Raw genomic sequence first — 14,659 nt, forward strand, 5'->3', positions numbered from 1 at the left:
CAAAGTCGGGCTTTGAGACAGACCGCAGCCGGCCGTCGCGCTTCGGTCAGTCGAGCCAGGGGCGGAAGCCGCCGACCGTTATCGTCTTCGAGGCGGGAGTGCTGGAACTCCAGTCGATGACGCGGCTTCCGCCGCCGTTCGGCAGCGTTATCCGGATCTTCGACGGGCTCGTGTGGTCGCCGCTCCCCGTCGCGAAGGTCAGGTCGAACACGGCCTGCTGGTCGGGGCCGACCTCGGTGGTGATTCCGTCCGCGCCCTTGCGGAACCGGTAGGGCAGCGCCTTACCGTTCTCGTCGAGCAGCGAGATCTTCGCGCGGCCCGTCAGCACGCAGCTCCCGTCGCCCCCGGCCGTGACGGACAGCGGCTGGTCCAGCCCGCCGTCGATCTCGTACGGGTGAGCGAACGCGACGGTAAGCCGATCCGCGGTGAACGAGCAGGCGTGCGACTGCGCGCCCACCGCCGTGGCCTGCGCCGGCGCCGCCATGGCGGCGATTCCGACGATTCCGGCGAATCCGGCAACAGCGATCGTCATACTTTTCTTCACCTGTCGCTCTCACTCTCCGATCAGAACGATCCCGCTTTAAGCGGGAGGGACGAGGAAACCGTCCCTTTTACTCAGACAGCGACAACGCGACAAAGGTTTACTCATCGGAGAAATCTCTCCGAAACAAAAGTCAGCGCCCCGAGTTAAGGCCGGCGCGGATCTCGGGCGCAGGTCGGCGCCGGAGGCCTCGAGCAGGTCGTGCCGCAGGAGCAGGTCGAAGGCGTGCGGCCGGCGCGCCGCGAACCCGACGTAGGCGCGGGCGAGCCGGAGCGGCGTCTCGTCGGTGGCGTCGAGTTCGCCGCCCAGTTCGACGGCGACGCGCGTTGGCGAGATGGCCCAGCAGCGACGTACGGGAGGGGAAGTGGCGGCGCGGCGCTCCGTGTGAGACCCCGCACCGTCGCGCCGTCTCGCGAATGGTCACGGCCTCGATGCCGCTGTCGTCGAGGAGCCCGGCGGCGGCGTCGAGCAACCGCTGCCGCAGATCGTCGTCCGTGGCCCTGTGGTCCGGGCGGGTGAGCACCGTCCTGCACACCGGCTACGCCGTCGTCCTGCAGAAGGCGTACGGAGGAGGCGAGTTCTCGGTCGTCTACCCGGTCGGCCGGGGAACGACTCCCGTGTTCGTCACGCTCGCCGCCATCCCGTGGGCGGGCCGGCCGGCGCCGAAGGCGTGGTGCGGCGCCGGCCTCGTGCTGTGCGGCGTGGTCCTCACGGATGACCGGTGGACGCGGTCGGAGATGTCGCGCGGCTCCGTCCTGGGGCTCGCCGTCGCGGCGTGCAGCTGCGCCTACACCCTGTGGGACGCCTACGCCGTGGCCGGGCTCGGGGCACGGGTACTGCCTCGCGGTGGGCGACCTCGGCCAGGTGGCGGTGCTCTCGGCGGTCGTCGCACCGCGTCACCGCCGGGCGGGCCGGGTCCTGGCCCAGTGGCGCCGGGCGCTGCCGGTCGCCGCGCTGGTCCCGGCGAGCTACGGCCTCGTGCTGGTCGCGATGTCCCTGGAGCCGGTGGGCGCGGTCGCCACCGGCCGCACCCTCAACGTCGTCCTCGGCGTGGTGATCCTCCGCGAACGCCTCACCCCCGTACGGGCCGCCGGCCTCGCCGCCGTCGCCGGCGGCGTGCTGCTCGTCTCCGCCTGACCACGGCTAGGTGTGCTGTCCGGACAGGTTGGTGACGCGGCTGGCTGGGGTTTGGCCGCCGATGCCGGTGTGGGGTCGGTGGTAGTTGTACCAGTCCAGCCAGTCGATGAGGACGGTTTGGCGTTCGGTTTCTGAGGTGTAGGGCTGGTGGTAGGCCCATTCCTCGGTCAGGGTGCGGTGGAATCGTTCGACCTTGCCGTTGGTCTGGGGCCGGTAGGGCCGGGTCCAGCGAGGGCTGATGCCCAGTTCGTCGCAGATGGTGCGCCAGGTGGTCTTGGTGTAGGCCCAGGCGTTGTCGGTCAGGACCCGTTGGATGGTGATGCCGCGGGCGGCGAACCACGCGGTGGCGCGGACGAGGAAGGCGGCGCAGGTGGCGGCGGTCTCGTCCGTGAGGGTTTCGGTGTAGGCCAGGCGGGAGTGGTCGTCCAGGGCGGTGTGCAGGTACAGGTAGCCGATGCCGGCACGTCGCTGGTTTTTGCGGCCGGCGGCGCGGCCCAGGGTCTTGTGTCCGCCGCCGTCGGGGATGCGGCCGAGTTTCTTGACGTCGATGTGGACCAGGTCGCCGGGGCGTTGGCGTTCGTAGCGGCGGATGGGTTCGCCGGTGGCGCGGTCACAGACCGCCAGGGGTGGCAGGCCGTGGCGGGTCAGGATGCGGTGAGCGGTGGAGGGCGCGATGCCGGTGCGGGCGGCCAGCCGGAGCGGGCCGATGCGGTGCGCCCGGCGCAGCGCGACCACGTGTGCCTCGATTTGTGGTGGGGTTCGGCGCGGGCTGTGGTGCGGGCGGCTGGAGCGGTCATGCATGCCGGCGGCGCCCAGTTGCCGGTAGCGGGTGGCCCAGCGTGCGGCGGTGGTGTGGCTGACGCCGAAGCGTTCGGCGGCCCGGCGTAGTGGCCAGCCGTCCTCAACGATGCACTGGGCCAGGCGCAGGCGGCCGGTCGGGGTCAGCGGGGCATTACGGTGGGGCATGAGGGCCTCCTGGACGTCGGTGCAGATGTCGCAATCCACACCGAAACCAGAAGGCCCTCCCCTTGTTCAAGAACCACCCAGGGCGTGTCGCCTGTCACCAACGTCCCCGGACAGCACAGCTAGGGCCTGTCTCAAAGGTCCCCGTCCGTAGCGAGCGGTGTCCAGGCGGCGCGTCGCAAGGCGGAGGAGGGAGTCAGCCTGGTGTTGGCTGGCGACCGACGACAACGCGGCGAGGCGTCGTCTGGGCGCCGCAGTAGGACAGCGGGGCTTTGAGACAGGCCCTACGGCCGGGTCGCGCCGGCGAGTTGCATGAGGCCGTGGGAACGGCGGCGTACGGCCGAGAAGCCCGCCGCGCTCAGACCTTCGGTGAGCTCGCGCGCCCCGAACATGCGGATGCCGGTCGCCCCGCTCACGGCCCCCAGGCCCGGGCCGAGGAGCGGCAGTCCCGGCCGGTGCGTGGTCAGCACGACCAGGCGGCCGCCCGGCCGGAGCACACGGGCCATGCTCGCCAGGGCCGCCCAGGGGTCGGCGAACAGGTACAGCCCGCCGTAGCAGCACACCGCGTCGAACGCCGCGTCGGCGAACGGCAGGTCCGCCGCGTCACACCGGACGTACGCCACCTCCGCCGTCCCCGGGGCGGAGGCGGGCGTGTCGGCCACGGCGCGGCTCAGCATCGTGGCCGACGCGTCGGCGCCGATCACCAGGCCGCCGTCCGTGACCCCTTCGGCCAGCGCGCGGGTCACGTTGCCCGGACCGCAGGCCACGTCCAGGACGGTCGCGCCCGGCGTCGCGGCCAGGTCCAGCCACGCACGGGCCAGGGCGTACTCCTGATCGGTGCTCGGCCCGAGCGGGCCGCCCTTGGCGAGCCCGAAGAGCACCGGCCGCCACACCTGCTCGTAGATCCGCGGCAGCCCGGAGGAGCGCATCAGCCGCTGCGCGAGCGTGTCGTGCGTCCCCTCCTCCCCCAGCAGGTCCAGATAGCCGTGGGAGACCTCCGGACGCGCCGGGGGCGACGCGAGCAGCTTCAGCACCCGATCCAGAGCGTCGTCAGCGACCATCCGGAATCCTCAGCCCCGTGTGGGCGGCCGTGAAGGACAGCGTGTCCACGGTCAGTTCGACCGAGCGGCTGATCGCGCGGGAACCGTGGCCGACGTCGGCCTCGTTGCGCAGCAGGATCGGCCGCGCGGCGTCGGAGGTCGCGTGCTGCAGCGCCGCGCACATCTTCCGCGCGTGCAGCGGGTCGACCCGGGTGTCGCTCTCGAACACCGTGAACAGGGTGGCCGGGTAGGCGACGCCCTCGCGTACGTGGTGGTACGGCGAGTAGGCGTAGAGCCACTCGAACTGCTCGGGGTCGTCGGCGGAGCCGTACTCCACGTTCCACGTCTGGCCGAGGCCGAACTTCTCGTACCGCACCATGTCCAGCAGCGGCGCGGAGCACACCGCGGCGGCGTACAGGTCCGGCCGCTGGGTGATCGCCGCGCCGACCAGCAGGCCGCCGTTGGAACCGCCGGAGACGGCCAGCCGGTCCGGGGTGGTCCAGCCGTCGGCGATGAGCTTCTCGGCGGCGGCGTGGAAGTCGTCGAAGACGTTCTGCTTCTTGTCCAGCATGCCCGCCCGGTGCCACTCCTCGCCCTCTTCCGAGCCGCCGCGCAGGTTGGCCACGACGAACACGCCGCCGGCCTCCACCCAGGCGAGCGTCGTGGCGTTGTACGCCGGGGTCAGCGGGATGTTGAAGCCGCCGTAGCCGTACAGGATGGTCGGGCGCGGTCCCTCGCCGCCGGGGCGCGCGACGACGAGCATCCGGACCTCGGTGCCGTCGTAGGAGGTGTAGGTGAGCTGCCGCGCCTCCACGTCGGGCACCTCGACCGCGCCCGGCGCCGATGCCCAGAGGGAGAGTTCGCCGGTCCGCGCGTCGAAGCGGTGCACCGAGACGGGCGTGGTGTTGTCGGAGTAGACGAACCACGCCTCGTGGCCGCCCTCCGGGCGTTCGCCGATGCGGCCGATCGAGCCGAGCCCCGGCAACGGCACCTCGCCGATGCGCTCGCCGGTCTCCAGGTCGTGGATCGTGATCTCGCTGAGCGCGTGACGGGTCCAGCCGGCGAGCAGCACCGGCCGGTCGAGGTCGTCCAGGATCGCGAAGTCGGACAGGACCGCCTCGGGGTCCTCCGGGATCAGGTCGCGCCACGTCTCGTGCGACGGCGAGGCCGGGTCCGTCACGCACAGCCGGCTGCGGGGTGCGTCGCGGTCGGTGAAGACGTACGCGCGGCCGTCGCGGCCCACGTACAGGCCGGTCTCCGCGTCGACGCCCTCCTGCACGGCCGTGAACTCGGGCGCCTCCAGCGACGAGGTGCGCAGGTCGGCGATCCACAGGTCGTTGCGCGGCGCGGTGCCCTGGGAGGCCGACAGCGTGAGCCAGTTGCCGTCGCGGCTCACCGAGACACCGTAGTAGTTGGTCTTCTCCAGGCCCGCACCGAAGATCATCACGTCGTCGGTCTCCGGGTCGGTGCCGACCCGGTGCAGGTAGACGCGGCGGTGGTACTGCTCCTCGCCGGCGGGCACCTGGTCGGCCGCCAGGCGGCGGACGTAGTAGAAGGCCTCGCCGCCGGGCAGCCACGCGACCGCGGTGTAGCGGCACCGGTCGATGGGCCCTTCCACCCGCTCGCCGGTGGCGATGTCCATGACGTACAGCTTCGACTCCTCGTTGCCCCCGTGGGACAGCTGGTATGCGAGAAGCCGGCCCTCCTTGTCGGGCTGCCAGGAGTCGAGCGTCGTGGTGTGGGTGGGGTCGAGCGCCATCGGGTCGATGAGCGCGCGCTCGGTCCCCTCTTCCCCCTCATTCGCCGGAGGGTCGACCGTGTAGAGAACGGCGTGCTCCTGCTCGGCCGTACGGCGCATGAAGAACCGCCGCTCGCCGCGCCAGACGGGCGCGCCCACGGTGCCGGCGCCCAGCAGCTCACGGATGCGGGCGCGCAGGCGGTCGCGGCCGGGCAGGTCGTCCACCTCGCGGTGGAACAGCTCGTCCTGCTCCGTCAGCCAGGTCTTGGTCTCCTCACCGTGGGGGTCCTCGAGCCAGCGGTACGGGTCGGGTACGCGGTGGCCGTGGATCTCCTCGACGAGGTCCTCACGCCGTGCAAACGGATACAGCTCTCGATCCCCGAGTCCGACTCCGTCGGAGGAGTGACCAGGGACGCTGTGCTTGTCGATTCGCTCGCTCCGCTCGCTCATGAACGCACTCTACGAGGTCGTGAGGCGGGACAGGACGCGGCATCGCGGTTTAACGCCAAATGTTCGACACCAGGGCTTTTGCCGATGATGGCCGGGCCGTTCGGTGGTTTCCGTGGGATCGTCCGCCGTGGACGGGCCGCGGGGCGTTCGTGACCGAATGATGACGGACACCGGTGGAGCCGGACGGCCCGCCCGGTCAGGAGAGCCGTAGCCTGGGCCTTGCATGTCGATCGGGGGGTTGGACATGAGGGGATACATCGCGCTCGCCGCGATTCCGGCGCTGGCCGCCACGGGGATCGTCCCGCCGGCGTACGCGGCTCCGTCGCCGGCGGCCGACCTGCGGATGGAGTACGGGCATCCGCAGATCGCCACGGACAACTCGGGCGTCACCTGGCACTGGGTGCTCACGAACAAGGGCACCGCGGGCGCCGAGACGGTCGTCGCGACCCACCGGGTCTCGGCCGACCAGAAGATCGTCGGGGTCTCCCAGCCGTGCGCCGCCGGCCAGGCGGGCGACATCGTGTGCCGGTTCGACTCGATCAAGCCCGGCGAGAGCCGCAGCGGCTGGATCCGGACGACGGTGGCCGCGGCGGGCGGCACGCTGCGCGTCAACGCCCAGGTGACATGGCACCAGGCGCCGGGCATCCTGCCCGGCATCGGCGCCCCCTCCCCGGTGGACGCCGGCGTCGCGGCGCCCGGCGGCCCGATGACCGGCACGGACGCTCGTTGACCGATCCAGGATCAAGACCCCTTTACAGCGATTGCGGTCTTATGGGGTAGCGAAATCCGCATCTCAGCGGCCACACTGATTTCAGTTCGAGTATCACCCGTGAGGAGGTCCTCGTGGCGGGTGCGCTGGTGCTGATGATCGTTGAGCCTCGTCTCGAGGCGCGCTGGAGCGTGCCCCGCGGGGCGACCGGCGCCTGCGTCCCGGAGGCCGTCTGATGAGACAGGTTTTGCTCCTCAACGCCACCTACGAACCCCTGACCACGCTGCCCCTGCGACGGGCCGTCTGTCTCGTCCTGCGGGAGAAGGCGGAGATCGTCCACCACGACATCTCGGGTGCCCGCCTGCACTCGGCGACCGTGGTGGTCGAGATGCCGTCGGTGATCCGGCTGCTGCGCTACGTGCGGATCCCCTACCGACAACGGGTGCCGCTCACCCGTGCCGCGCTCATGAGGCGCGACAACTACCGCTGTGCCTACTGCGGCCGGCGCGCGGAGACGATCGACCACGTGATCCCCCGGAGCCGTGGCGGCAAGCACCTCTGGGAGAACTGCGTCGCCTCCTGCACGCCCTGCAACCATCGCAAGGCGGACAAGCTGCTGGAGGAGCTGGGCTGGCAGCTCCCGGTCGCGCCCGCCGTCCCCCGTGGCGCCCACTGGCGTCTCATCGGCCTCGTCCACGACGGCGACCCCCAGTGGGCGCCCTACGTCAGCGAGCCCGCCGCTTAACTGCCGGAGCGTGCGTCTCACCCCTGGCGGACGCGGGCAGAGGACGTATTCTGAGCGGGTGCCACGTTATGACTACCGCTGCCGCGCGTGCGGTTCGACGTTCGAGCTGAGCCGCCCGATGGCCGAGGCCTCCGCCCCCGCCACCTGCCCGGACGGGCACGACGACACCGTCAAGCTGCTGTCCACCGTCGCGATGACCGGCGGGGCGGCCGCCCCGCCGCAGGCCGGCGGCGGCTGCTGCGGAGGCGGCTGCTGCGGCTGACCGTCCGCTCAGCGCACGAGACTTTTGCCGAAGTACACCGTGACCGTCGGGCCGGTGACCCGGCGGTCGAGCTCCTGCCAGCCCGACGAGCGGTACAGCTCCATCGCGACCGGCTGTTTCACCGTCGTGTCCGCGCGCAGCACGTGGTAGCCCAGCTCCACCGCCCGCTCCTCCAGCACCGTCACCACGGCCGCGCCGTACCCCCGGCCCTGCCGATCCGGGCGCACCCGTAATCGGACCATCTCCGCCACCCGGTCGCTCACCCGGCGAAGACCGCCGATCGCGGCGATCTCCCCGGCGACCTCGCCGACCAGGAACTCACCGCCGGCCCGCAGGTAGACGCCCTCCACGTCGGCCAGGTCGTCGTCGTAGTAGACCCCGTCACCGGGCCGCAGGCCGACCTGGGCCAGGCCCTCCCGGTGGAGGGTCAGGACCGTGGCGTGGTCGGCCGGCGCGTAGCGGCGGATGCGCATCGCGCAGAAGGTCCAGACAGGCGGATCCTGACACCGGCGCCTGGGTGCGCCGGCGTCGAGCACACGTGCCATCGGTCAGGTCTGCTTCTCGCCGGCGCCGCTCCTGGTCGGCGCCGCCAGGATCGCACGGAACTCCTTCGTCTCGTTGGTCTCGCCGTACTGCGCGACCGCGGCTCCCACGAGCTGACGGGCACGCTGGGCGATGATGTCGGTGAACTGGCCCGGTGACAGGGCGAGCACGGTCTCCGTGGCGGTGCGCAGCGCCTCCTCCGGCTCGCCCTTCTGCAGGCGGCACGTCGCGCGGTCCAGCCAGATGAGGGTGCGGTCGAGCTCGGACGTGGAGGGATAGAGGGTGAGCGCCCGGCGCAGGGCTTCTTCGGCGTGCGTGTGGTCGCCCATGTTGGTGTAGGTGTCGCCGACGTGGAAGGCCAGCTGCCGCTCGGTGTAGCCGAACGCCGTGTCGGCCACGTGCTCCTTGCCGAGCTGACCGAAGACGGCCTGGCCGCGCGCGATGGCGCGTTTGGCGCTGCCGGCGGCGTCGCTGCGGCCGCGTTTGACGAGCATGCCGAGCGCGCGGGCCTCCACGATGGGGGCCATGGCGGCGGCGGCGCTCGGCGTACGGCCGGCCAGGTCCTGCGCGCGCCGGGCCAGGTGGAGCGACTCGCGCGGGTCTCCGTAGTACATCGGCACCAGCGCCTCGCGCACGCTCACCCACGACCGCAGGCTCCGGTCGCCGGTCTCGTCGGCGGCGGTGCGGGCCGTACGGAAGAAGGAACGGGACAGGCGGTGGTCGCCGAGGTTGATCATCAGGGCGCCTGCCAGCCCGGACAGCTGGGCGGCGAGGCGGCAGAGTCGCTCCTGGAGCTCGATGGGCTGCCGCTGCTCGCACATGCGGCGTACTTCGCTGAAGTCGAGCAGGACGTCGCAGAGCAGCCGCAGCGGCGGCGTCGAGGTGTACTGCTTGCCGTATCCGAGCGCGGTCTCCTCCCACTGGTCGAGCATCGTCGGGGAGACCGACGCGTTGACCAGTGTGTCGTCCATCTTGCGGCGGACACCGTCCACCGCGCCCAGGATCTGGCCATCGAGCGCCACGCCCGCCCCGGCCAGGATCTGCAGAAGCGTTCGCCGAAGCACTGTCTCCTCCTCCTCTCCGGCGCCGCCGCGGGGGTCCTCGGCGCGGTACTGGACCCCGGTGATGGGCGGCACGGAGAACGGTTGTCGTGATGTCGTCAGCGTGTCGGGTTGGAGCACGACGCCGGGCTCGAGGAGACGGGCATGGGGGTGTCCGCAGACGCACGGCCCCCGTAACCCGAGGTCGGCGGGCTCGGCGTGGTAGACGCGGCAGAGATCGTGCAGGTAGGCGGGCCCCGGCCGCTTGTAGCCGCTCTCGTACGCGGACAGGAGCGTCTCGCCCAGTTTGGGCGGCGGACGGCCCTCGAGTTCGTACAGGGCGCGGACCTGGGCCACGACGTCGGAGAGCGCGATGCCGTGTGCCAGGCGGTGCGCCTTGATCTGGCTGGTGCCGTGGATCGGCGCGCACACCTCGTGGATCTCTCGGGCGATCTGCGGAGGCGCATGACCGAGCGCGAGTCCGCGGGCCCGCATCTGGCGGGCCAGGTCCGCTTCTTTCCTCGGCGGTCCGGGCTTTTCGGGTTCTGTCATCTCCGGCCTCCTCGGGGGGAAGGAGCCGAACGGCTACTAAAGCGAGACAACGAGCGTACGCAGCGTAACGCCGCCGTCGCCATGCGCCAACCGAATCGCCGTGAAATTGCATGAGACGGGTCGCATTCCCCGCTCCGGCGGCACAGCTTCGTCATGCACCGGTGGAGGATCGTTCGGCCCCGTTGAGGATTCGTGCGCCGGGAACCGGCGACGTTCCTTGACCCTCCCCGACGACCTTGCGATTCTCGCTGCGCGTAGTCGATCGCGTCCATAATGTGAAGGGAAGTCGCGGTGATGCCGGATGAACGCCGGGTCGGATACCTCGAAGGCCTGGTCCGCGAGTTAGCCGACCGGGGCCTGGTCGCCAAAGTGGTCCGTTCCCGTTCCGGGCCGGCCTTCTGCCGGGTGGTCAACCCCGAGGCGGCGAGCCTGTCGGAGAACGTCATGTGCGCGCCCGCGCCCGGCGACGCCGCCCAGCCGCCCTGGTACTTCTGGTGGTCCTGGGGGGAACCACTGCACGCCGTGGAGGACCCGTACGGCGCCGCGGCGAAGGTGGCGCGGGTGCTCGAGACGCGGCACGGCTAGAGGAACTTCTCCCGCGCGTTCGAGGGGGGAACGCGTCCCGCGGGACCGCGACCGGTGGCGCGGACTGACCGGTCCCGCGGGACCGTCCATAGCAGACGGCCGTCCGCCCACGGGGCGGAGACGACCGAAAACAGCACGTGACCGGGCATGAGAAGGCGCACACCCATAGGGGCCGTCGGGGTCCTCCCGTTCGCTTAACATCGGAGACGCTCGCAGGCTAGGCGGTCGAGGACCGACCGGGGAGGGTTCTTCTGTGCTCGCGTCTTCCGCTGTTCCCATGGTGTTCTTCACGAGCAAGGGCAGCGCCGGGGACTTCTGCCGGAAGCCGGTGACCACGGGCTGCCGGCTGACCTGGAACATCAGCCACAATTCCGACGTCACCAGTACGTTCAGCAACTGGATCGACAAGCCCCTCACCATCGCGCTGAAGATCATCATTTCGGTCGTCATCGCGATGATCCTGCGCCGCATCGTGAACCGGCTGATCACACGGATCACGCTCCGGATGGCCGAGGGCACGATGCCCGAACGCCTCCGCGAACGCACGCGCACCGTCTTCGACGGCAGCCCGGTGCTGGTCAGCGAACGCCGCCGGCAGCGCGCGGAGACCACGGGCTCGGTGCTGCGCAGCGTCGCCTCGATCATCATCCTCGGCAGCGCAGCGATCAACATTCTCCGCTACCTGCACCTGGACGTGACGCCGTTCCTCGCCAGCGCGAGCATCATCGGCGTCGCCGTGGCCTTCGGCGCGCAGAACCTCGTCAAGGACTTCCTCACCGGCATGTTCATGCTCCTGGAGGACCAGTACGGCGTGGGCGACGTGATCGACGTGGGCTCGGCCAAGGGCACCGTCGAGGCGGTCACGCTGCGCACGACACGGCTGCGCGACGTCAACGGCGTCGTCTGGTACATCCCGAACGGCGAGATCAAGCGGATCGGGAACGAGTCGCAGAACTGGGCCCGCGTCGTGCTCGACGTGCCGGTGGAGTACGACGTCGACCTGGACAAGGTCCGTACGATCCTGGCCGAGACCGCGGGCGCGATGGCGATCGACGTGCCCTGGGACGAGGCCATCCTCGACGAGCCGACGGTGTGGGGCGTCCAGGCGCTGTCCGGCGAGGCCGTGGTGGTGCGGGTCGTGTGCAAGACGGCGCCGGGCCGGCAGTCGGACGTCGCCCGCGAGCTGCGCGAACGCGTGAAGAAGGCGTTCGACTCGGCCGGGGTGAACATGGCCACCTTCACCGCCGCATAGGGTGGGGCACGCCATGGCAGATGAAGTCACGTTCTACGAGGCGGTCGGCGGCGAAGAGACCTTCCGCCGGCTCGTCCACCGGTTCTATGAGGGCGTCGCGGCGGACCCGGTCCTCCGCCCGCTGTACCCGGAAGAGGATCTCGGCCCGGCCGAGGAGCGGCTGCGGCTGTTCCTGATCCAGTACTGGGGCGGTCCCCGCACGTACGGCGAACGGCGCGGCCATCCGCGGCTGCGGATGCGGCACGCCCCGTTCCGGGTCGGCCGCGCCGAGCACGACGCGTGGCTGGCGCACATGCGCGACGCGGTCGATGAGATCGCACTTCCGGAGCCGCTCGAGAAGATGCTCTGGGACTACCTCGTCATGGCCGCCAACAGCATGATCAACACGCTGGACTGACGGCTCACGACCGGTCGAGGCTGGGCTCGGGCTCGGCCGTTCGTCCCGTGCCGAGACGGCCGGGCACCAGCAGCGCCGCGACCAGGGGAAACGCCACCGCGGTGGCGAACGCCGCACCGTACGACGCGCCGGCCACGAGCGTGCCGAGCACCGGCGGGGTGGCGGCGGCCAGCAGGTTCTGGCCGGTGTTCTGGATGCCGAGGGCGCGCCCGGCCCACGACCGCCCGGCGTACTCCGCCACCGCGGTGAAGGCGAGCCCGTTCGTGGTCACCGTGAGCACGGAGGCGGCGAGCAGCGCGACGGTGGCGGCGGCCGAGCCGGACAGCGCTCCGGCCGCCAGCACGAGCACGATGACGCCGATCGCCACGGCGAGCGTGCGCATGGGCCGTACGCGGCTGCCCACCCGGTCCGACCAGTGGCCGACGGCGAGCCGCGCGACCGCCCCGCCGACCTGCGCCACCGCCAGCACCCGGCCGGCCGTCGCGGCGTCCCAGCCGCGCGCGTCGACCAGGTAGACGAGGGCGAACGCGGACACCGCGAACTGCGGCACGACCAGCAGCGCGCTCGCCGCGTGGATCCGCCAGAGCACCGGCGTGCGGTACGGCGACCGCCCGCGGTGCTCGTCGTCGCCCGCCTCCGGCCGCTCGGGGTCGCGGACCAGCACGCCGACCAGGAGGGCGGCCGCCAGGCAGCAGGCGGCCAGCAGGTACAGGCCGCCGTGCAGGCCCGCGCGGGACGCCAGCGGCGGCAGGGTGAGCGCGGCCAGCCCGACGCCGAGCGGCTGGCCCGTCTGCCGTACGCCCATGGCCAGGCCGCGTTCGTGCGCGGCGAACCAGCCGAGGATCAGCCGCCCGCTGGCGGCATGGATCGACGCGCCGCCCGCACCGGCGACGAAGAAGCAGGCGCCCAGCGCCGGGATGCCCGTCGCGGTGGTGGCGGCCAGCAGCGCGAGGCCGGCGACGGTCAGGCCGGTGGAGAGGATGATCCGCTCACCCCAGCGGTCGGCGGCGATCCCCCAGAGCGCCAGCGCGATCAGCAGCCCGGCGACGGGACAGGAGATGAGCGTCGCCGCCTCGCGGAGGGAGAGCCCCTTGTCGGCCCGGAGCGCCGGGATCAGGTAGGGAAGGCCGTACTGGTACGCGCATCCGGCGATCATCGCGAACAGCCCGACAATGAGGATCAACCACCGCCTGTTCATAATGCGATACTAGCGTCTCGAATGATGAGACGCCTTCAGGGTGAGAGAAACCCCCGCCGAAGGTCTTCGACGGGGGTCGTCTCGGTCAGAGGCGCGGGTGCCGCGCCAGAATCGGGTCCTCGGTGACCTGCGGACCGGTCAGGGCCTTGGCCTGCTGCGCCGCCGAGGAGACACCGGCCCAGCGGAGCAGGTCGGCGGTCACCTCCGCCTTCTGCGCGGCCGGCAGCGTCGCGATGAGATGCGAGCTGTGGTTCTGCCCCGGCGACACGTAGACCTTCGAGTCACGGGCGTGCGGGCCGACGCTGAACGCCTCGGCGCCCCACGGGTCGTTCTGGCCGTAGATGAACGCCATGTGCGTCGCGCTCGTCCGCACCCAGTGGTCGACGTCCTTCATCGCGTTCGGGTCGAACGTCATCGGGATGTCCCGCGGGACGTACGTCCGCGGCTGGTAGGTGCTCTCGTGGCGGAGCAGCGGGTGCAGGTACTTGAAGCTCGGCGACGGCCAGCCGAGCTGGGTGCCCGCCTGGTAGTAGTACGGGATGAACGGCTGCAGGCTCTGGTCCGTGTAGGTCAGGGCCCCGGAGATCAGGTCGAAGTAGTCGTAGATCGCATCGGTCGATGCGGTCGTGGACGGCACGTCCTTGCACTCCGCCTGCAGGTGGTACTGCCAGAACGCCCACTCGAAGTCCATCACCGAATTCTCGAAGGCGACGTCGACGGACTTGATGATGTTCCAGGTGTAGCCCGCCTGCTGGGCGGCGGCCGTCATCCGCGCCTCGATCTCGGTGCGGCGCTTGAGCAGCTCGCGCTGGAGGTTCTGCAGGTCCGTACGGCACTGGGGGTCGGTGCCGACGGTCTTGAAGAACCGGTCGTACGCGCTGTCGTCCTTGTTGTTCACGTCGTTCGGCGCGACGTAGGCCACCGTGCCGTCGACGTCGTTCGGGTAGAAGCGCTTGTGGTACGTGGCGGTCATGCCGCCCTTGCTCGCCCCGGTGGAGATCCACTTGCCGTGGTAGATCGTCTTGAGGGCCTTGATGAGCACGTGCTCGTCCGTCGCGGCCTGCCAGATGGTGTCCTTGCTCCACTGTGCGGGCTGGGGGATCGACGGGTCGAAGAACCGGTACTCCACCGAGATCTGGTTGCCGTCGACCAGCGCGGTCGGCTCGGACAGGAACATCGTCTCGGGAGTGTTGTAACCGCTGGTGTAAAGGACCATGGGCCGGTCGTCGGACTTGTGCTCGAGCAGGACGCGCTGTTCGAACCAGCCCTTGTCCGGGTGCCGATGGTCGACCGGCTGGCGGTAGTCCAGCCAGAACCACCGGTAGCCCGTGAGAGAGGAGGTCTTCTCCTGCACCGTCATGCCGGGAATCGCCTTGAGCCTGGCCAGGATGTCGCCGTCGGCCTTGGCGGTCGTCGCGTGCGCGGTGCCCGAGACACCGCTGAGACCCGCCGCGAGCATCACGGCCAGCAACCCTCGTGAGACCCTTCGCATCCTCACCCCTATGTG

The 14,659-nt window shown here is 70.9% G+C and carries 16 protein-coding genes; 7 read left to right on the forward strand and 9 right to left on the reverse strand.

All coding sequences use genetic code 11. The features are described 5' to 3' along the window. Positions 1-46 precede the first annotated feature (46 nt). Both ACQEV1_RS40700 and ACQEV1_RS40705 read right to left on the reverse strand, forming a co-directional pair. Positions 47-532 carry a DUF4232 domain-containing protein gene (locus ACQEV1_RS40700; protein WP_433401829.1) on the reverse strand — a complete coding sequence of 162 codons (486 nt, stop codon included), beginning with the start codon at positions 530-532 and terminating at the stop codon, positions 47-49. Between the two features lie 142 nt (positions 533-674). Next, positions 675-1,076 (reverse strand): TetR/AcrR family transcriptional regulator, encoded by a 402-nt coding sequence (locus ACQEV1_RS40705; RefSeq protein ID WP_433401831.1) that lies wholly within the window; start codon positions 1,074-1,076, stop codon positions 675-677. Between the two features lie 311 nt (positions 1,077-1,387). Here ACQEV1_RS40705 and ACQEV1_RS40710 point away from each other — a divergent pair, with 311 nt between their 5' ends. Then, the gene (locus ACQEV1_RS40710; protein WP_433401833.1) at positions 1,388-1,678 is read left to right on the forward strand and encodes a hypothetical protein; all 291 of its coding nucleotides are present in this window, start codon (positions 1,388-1,390) and stop codon (positions 1,676-1,678) included. 6 nt (positions 1,679-1,684) lie between these two features. On the opposite strand, the gene ACQEV1_RS40715 is transcribed toward ACQEV1_RS40710, so the two are convergent. The 3 genes from ACQEV1_RS40715 to ACQEV1_RS40725 form a co-directional block, all read right to left on the reverse strand. Continuing rightward, entirely contained in the window at positions 1,685-2,644 is a 960-nt protein-coding gene (locus tag ACQEV1_RS40715; RefSeq protein ID WP_433393274.1) for an IS481 family transposase, read from the reverse strand. 281 nt (positions 2,645-2,925) lie between these two features. Then, entirely contained in the window at positions 2,926-3,702 is a 777-nt protein-coding gene (locus ACQEV1_RS40720) for a class I SAM-dependent methyltransferase (RefSeq protein ID WP_285631113.1), read from the reverse strand. Further along, the gene (locus ACQEV1_RS40725; protein ID WP_285631110.1) at positions 3,692-5,869 is read right to left on the reverse strand and encodes a prolyl oligopeptidase family serine peptidase; all 2,178 of its coding nucleotides are present in this window, start codon (positions 5,867-5,869) and stop codon (positions 3,692-3,694) included. Before ACQEV1_RS40725 ends, ACQEV1_RS40720 begins: the two co-directional genes overlap by 11 nt. Positions 5,870-6,113: 244 nt before the next feature. On the opposite strand from ACQEV1_RS40725, the gene ACQEV1_RS40730 reads away from it, so the two are divergent. The 3 genes from ACQEV1_RS40730 (at position 6,114) to ACQEV1_RS40740 (ending at position 7,585) form a co-directional block, all read left to right on the forward strand. Then, positions 6,114-6,599 carry a hypothetical protein gene (locus ACQEV1_RS40730; protein ID WP_433401835.1) on the forward strand — a complete coding sequence of 162 codons (486 nt, stop codon included), beginning with the start codon at positions 6,114-6,116 and terminating at the stop codon, positions 6,597-6,599. A 214-nt stretch (positions 6,600-6,813) separates the two neighbouring features. Further along, on the forward strand, positions 6,814-7,323 hold the full coding sequence (locus ACQEV1_RS40735; protein ID WP_285574290.1) for an HNH endonuclease: 510 nt from the start codon (positions 6,814-6,816) through the stop codon (positions 7,321-7,323). Between the two features lie 58 nt (positions 7,324-7,381). Then, entirely contained in the window at positions 7,382-7,585 is a 204-nt protein-coding gene (locus tag ACQEV1_RS40740; RefSeq protein ID WP_285574288.1) for an FmdB family zinc ribbon protein, read from the forward strand. An 8-nt stretch (positions 7,586-7,593) separates the two neighbouring features. Here ACQEV1_RS40740 and ACQEV1_RS40745 read toward each other — a convergent pair whose 3' ends face one another. Together ACQEV1_RS40745 and ACQEV1_RS40750 are read right to left on the reverse strand one after the other, a co-directional pair. Further along, positions 7,594-8,058, reverse strand: a complete 465-nt coding sequence (locus ACQEV1_RS40745) for a GNAT family N-acetyltransferase (protein ID WP_285631104.1) — start codon at positions 8,056-8,058, stop codon at positions 7,594-7,596. Positions 8,059-8,133: 75 nt separating this feature from the next. After that, positions 8,134-9,720 carry a tetratricopeptide repeat protein gene (locus ACQEV1_RS40750; RefSeq protein ID WP_285631101.1) on the reverse strand — a complete coding sequence of 529 codons (1,587 nt, stop codon included), beginning with the start codon at positions 9,718-9,720 and terminating at the stop codon, positions 8,134-8,136. A 294-nt stretch (positions 9,721-10,014) separates the two neighbouring features. Between ACQEV1_RS40750 and ACQEV1_RS40755 the strand changes: the two genes are divergently transcribed. The 3 genes from ACQEV1_RS40755 (at position 10,015) to ACQEV1_RS40765 (ending at position 11,954) form a co-directional block, all read left to right on the forward strand. Next, on the forward strand, positions 10,015-10,305 hold the full coding sequence (locus ACQEV1_RS40755) for a hypothetical protein (RefSeq protein ID WP_285631099.1): 291 nt from the start codon (positions 10,015-10,017) through the stop codon (positions 10,303-10,305). Positions 10,306-10,582: 277 nt separating this feature from the next. Next, positions 10,583-11,557 carry a mechanosensitive ion channel family protein gene (locus tag ACQEV1_RS40760; RefSeq protein WP_285574281.1) on the forward strand — a complete coding sequence of 325 codons (975 nt, stop codon included), beginning with the start codon at positions 10,583-10,585 and terminating at the stop codon, positions 11,555-11,557. 13 nt (positions 11,558-11,570) lie between these two features. After that, positions 11,571-11,954: a globin gene (locus tag ACQEV1_RS40765; protein WP_285631093.1), complete on the forward strand. Its 384-nt coding sequence runs from the start codon at positions 11,571-11,573 to the stop codon at positions 11,952-11,954. A gap of 4 nt (positions 11,955-11,958) precedes the next feature. Here ACQEV1_RS40765 and ACQEV1_RS40770 read toward each other — a convergent pair whose 3' ends face one another. Then, a complete protein-coding gene (locus ACQEV1_RS40770) occupies positions 11,959-13,152 on the reverse strand; it encodes an MFS transporter (protein ID WP_285631090.1) in 1,194 nt (397 codons plus the stop codon). An 85-nt stretch (positions 13,153-13,237) separates the two neighbouring features. Next, entirely contained in the window at positions 13,238-14,644 is a 1,407-nt protein-coding gene (locus ACQEV1_RS40775) for a S28 family serine protease (protein ID WP_285574274.1), read from the reverse strand. Between the last annotated feature and the right edge of the window lie 15 nt (positions 14,645-14,659).

Source organism: Actinoallomurus sp. CA-142502, assembly GCF_050936355.1.
GTDB classification, from domain to species: Bacteria; Actinomycetota; Actinomycetes; order Streptosporangiales; family Streptosporangiaceae; genus Actinoallomurus; species Actinoallomurus iriomotensis.

What these genes read in the sequence shown, in the direction of transcription:
- ACQEV1_RS40770 (WP_285631090.1), bottom strand. Translation starts at nt 13,152, where the DNA reads ATGAACAGGCGGTGGTTGATCCTCATTGTCGGGCTGTTCGCGATGATC.
- ACQEV1_RS40720 (WP_285631113.1), bottom strand. Translation starts at nt 3,702, where the DNA reads ATGGTCGCTGACGACGCTCTGGATCGGGTGCTGAAGCTGCTCGCGTCG.
- ACQEV1_RS40700 (WP_433401829.1), bottom strand. Translation starts at nt 532, where the DNA reads ATGACGATCGCTGTTGCCGGATTCGCCGGAATCGTCGGAATCGCCGCC.
- ACQEV1_RS40735 (WP_285574290.1), top strand. Translation starts at nt 6,814, where the DNA reads ATGAGACAGGTTTTGCTCCTCAACGCCACCTACGAACCCCTGACCACG.
- ACQEV1_RS40755 (WP_285631099.1), top strand. Translation starts at nt 10,015, where the DNA reads ATGCCGGATGAACGCCGGGTCGGATACCTCGAAGGCCTGGTCCGCGAG.
- ACQEV1_RS40760 (WP_285574281.1), top strand. Translation starts at nt 10,583, where the DNA reads ATGGTGTTCTTCACGAGCAAGGGCAGCGCCGGGGACTTCTGCCGGAAG.
- ACQEV1_RS40730 (WP_433401835.1), top strand. Translation starts at nt 6,114, where the DNA reads ATGAGGGGATACATCGCGCTCGCCGCGATTCCGGCGCTGGCCGCCACG.
- ACQEV1_RS40745 (WP_285631104.1), bottom strand. Translation starts at nt 8,058, where the DNA reads ATGCGCATCCGCCGCTACGCGCCGGCCGACCACGCCACGGTCCTGACC.
- ACQEV1_RS40725 (WP_285631110.1), bottom strand. Translation starts at nt 5,869, where the DNA reads ATGAGCGAGCGGAGCGAGCGAATCGACAAGCACAGCGTCCCTGGTCAC.
- ACQEV1_RS40750 (WP_285631101.1), bottom strand. Translation starts at nt 9,720, where the DNA reads ATGACAGAACCCGAAAAGCCCGGACCGCCGAGGAAAGAAGCGGACCTG.
- ACQEV1_RS40765 (WP_285631093.1), top strand. Translation starts at nt 11,571, where the DNA reads ATGGCAGATGAAGTCACGTTCTACGAGGCGGTCGGCGGCGAAGAGACC.
- ACQEV1_RS40775 (WP_285574274.1), bottom strand. Translation starts at nt 14,644, where the DNA reads ATGCGAAGGGTCTCACGAGGGTTGCTGGCCGTGATGCTCGCGGCGGGT.
- ACQEV1_RS40715 (WP_433393274.1), bottom strand. Translation starts at nt 2,644, where the DNA reads ATGCCCCACCGTAATGCCCCGCTGACCCCGACCGGCCGCCTGCGCCTG.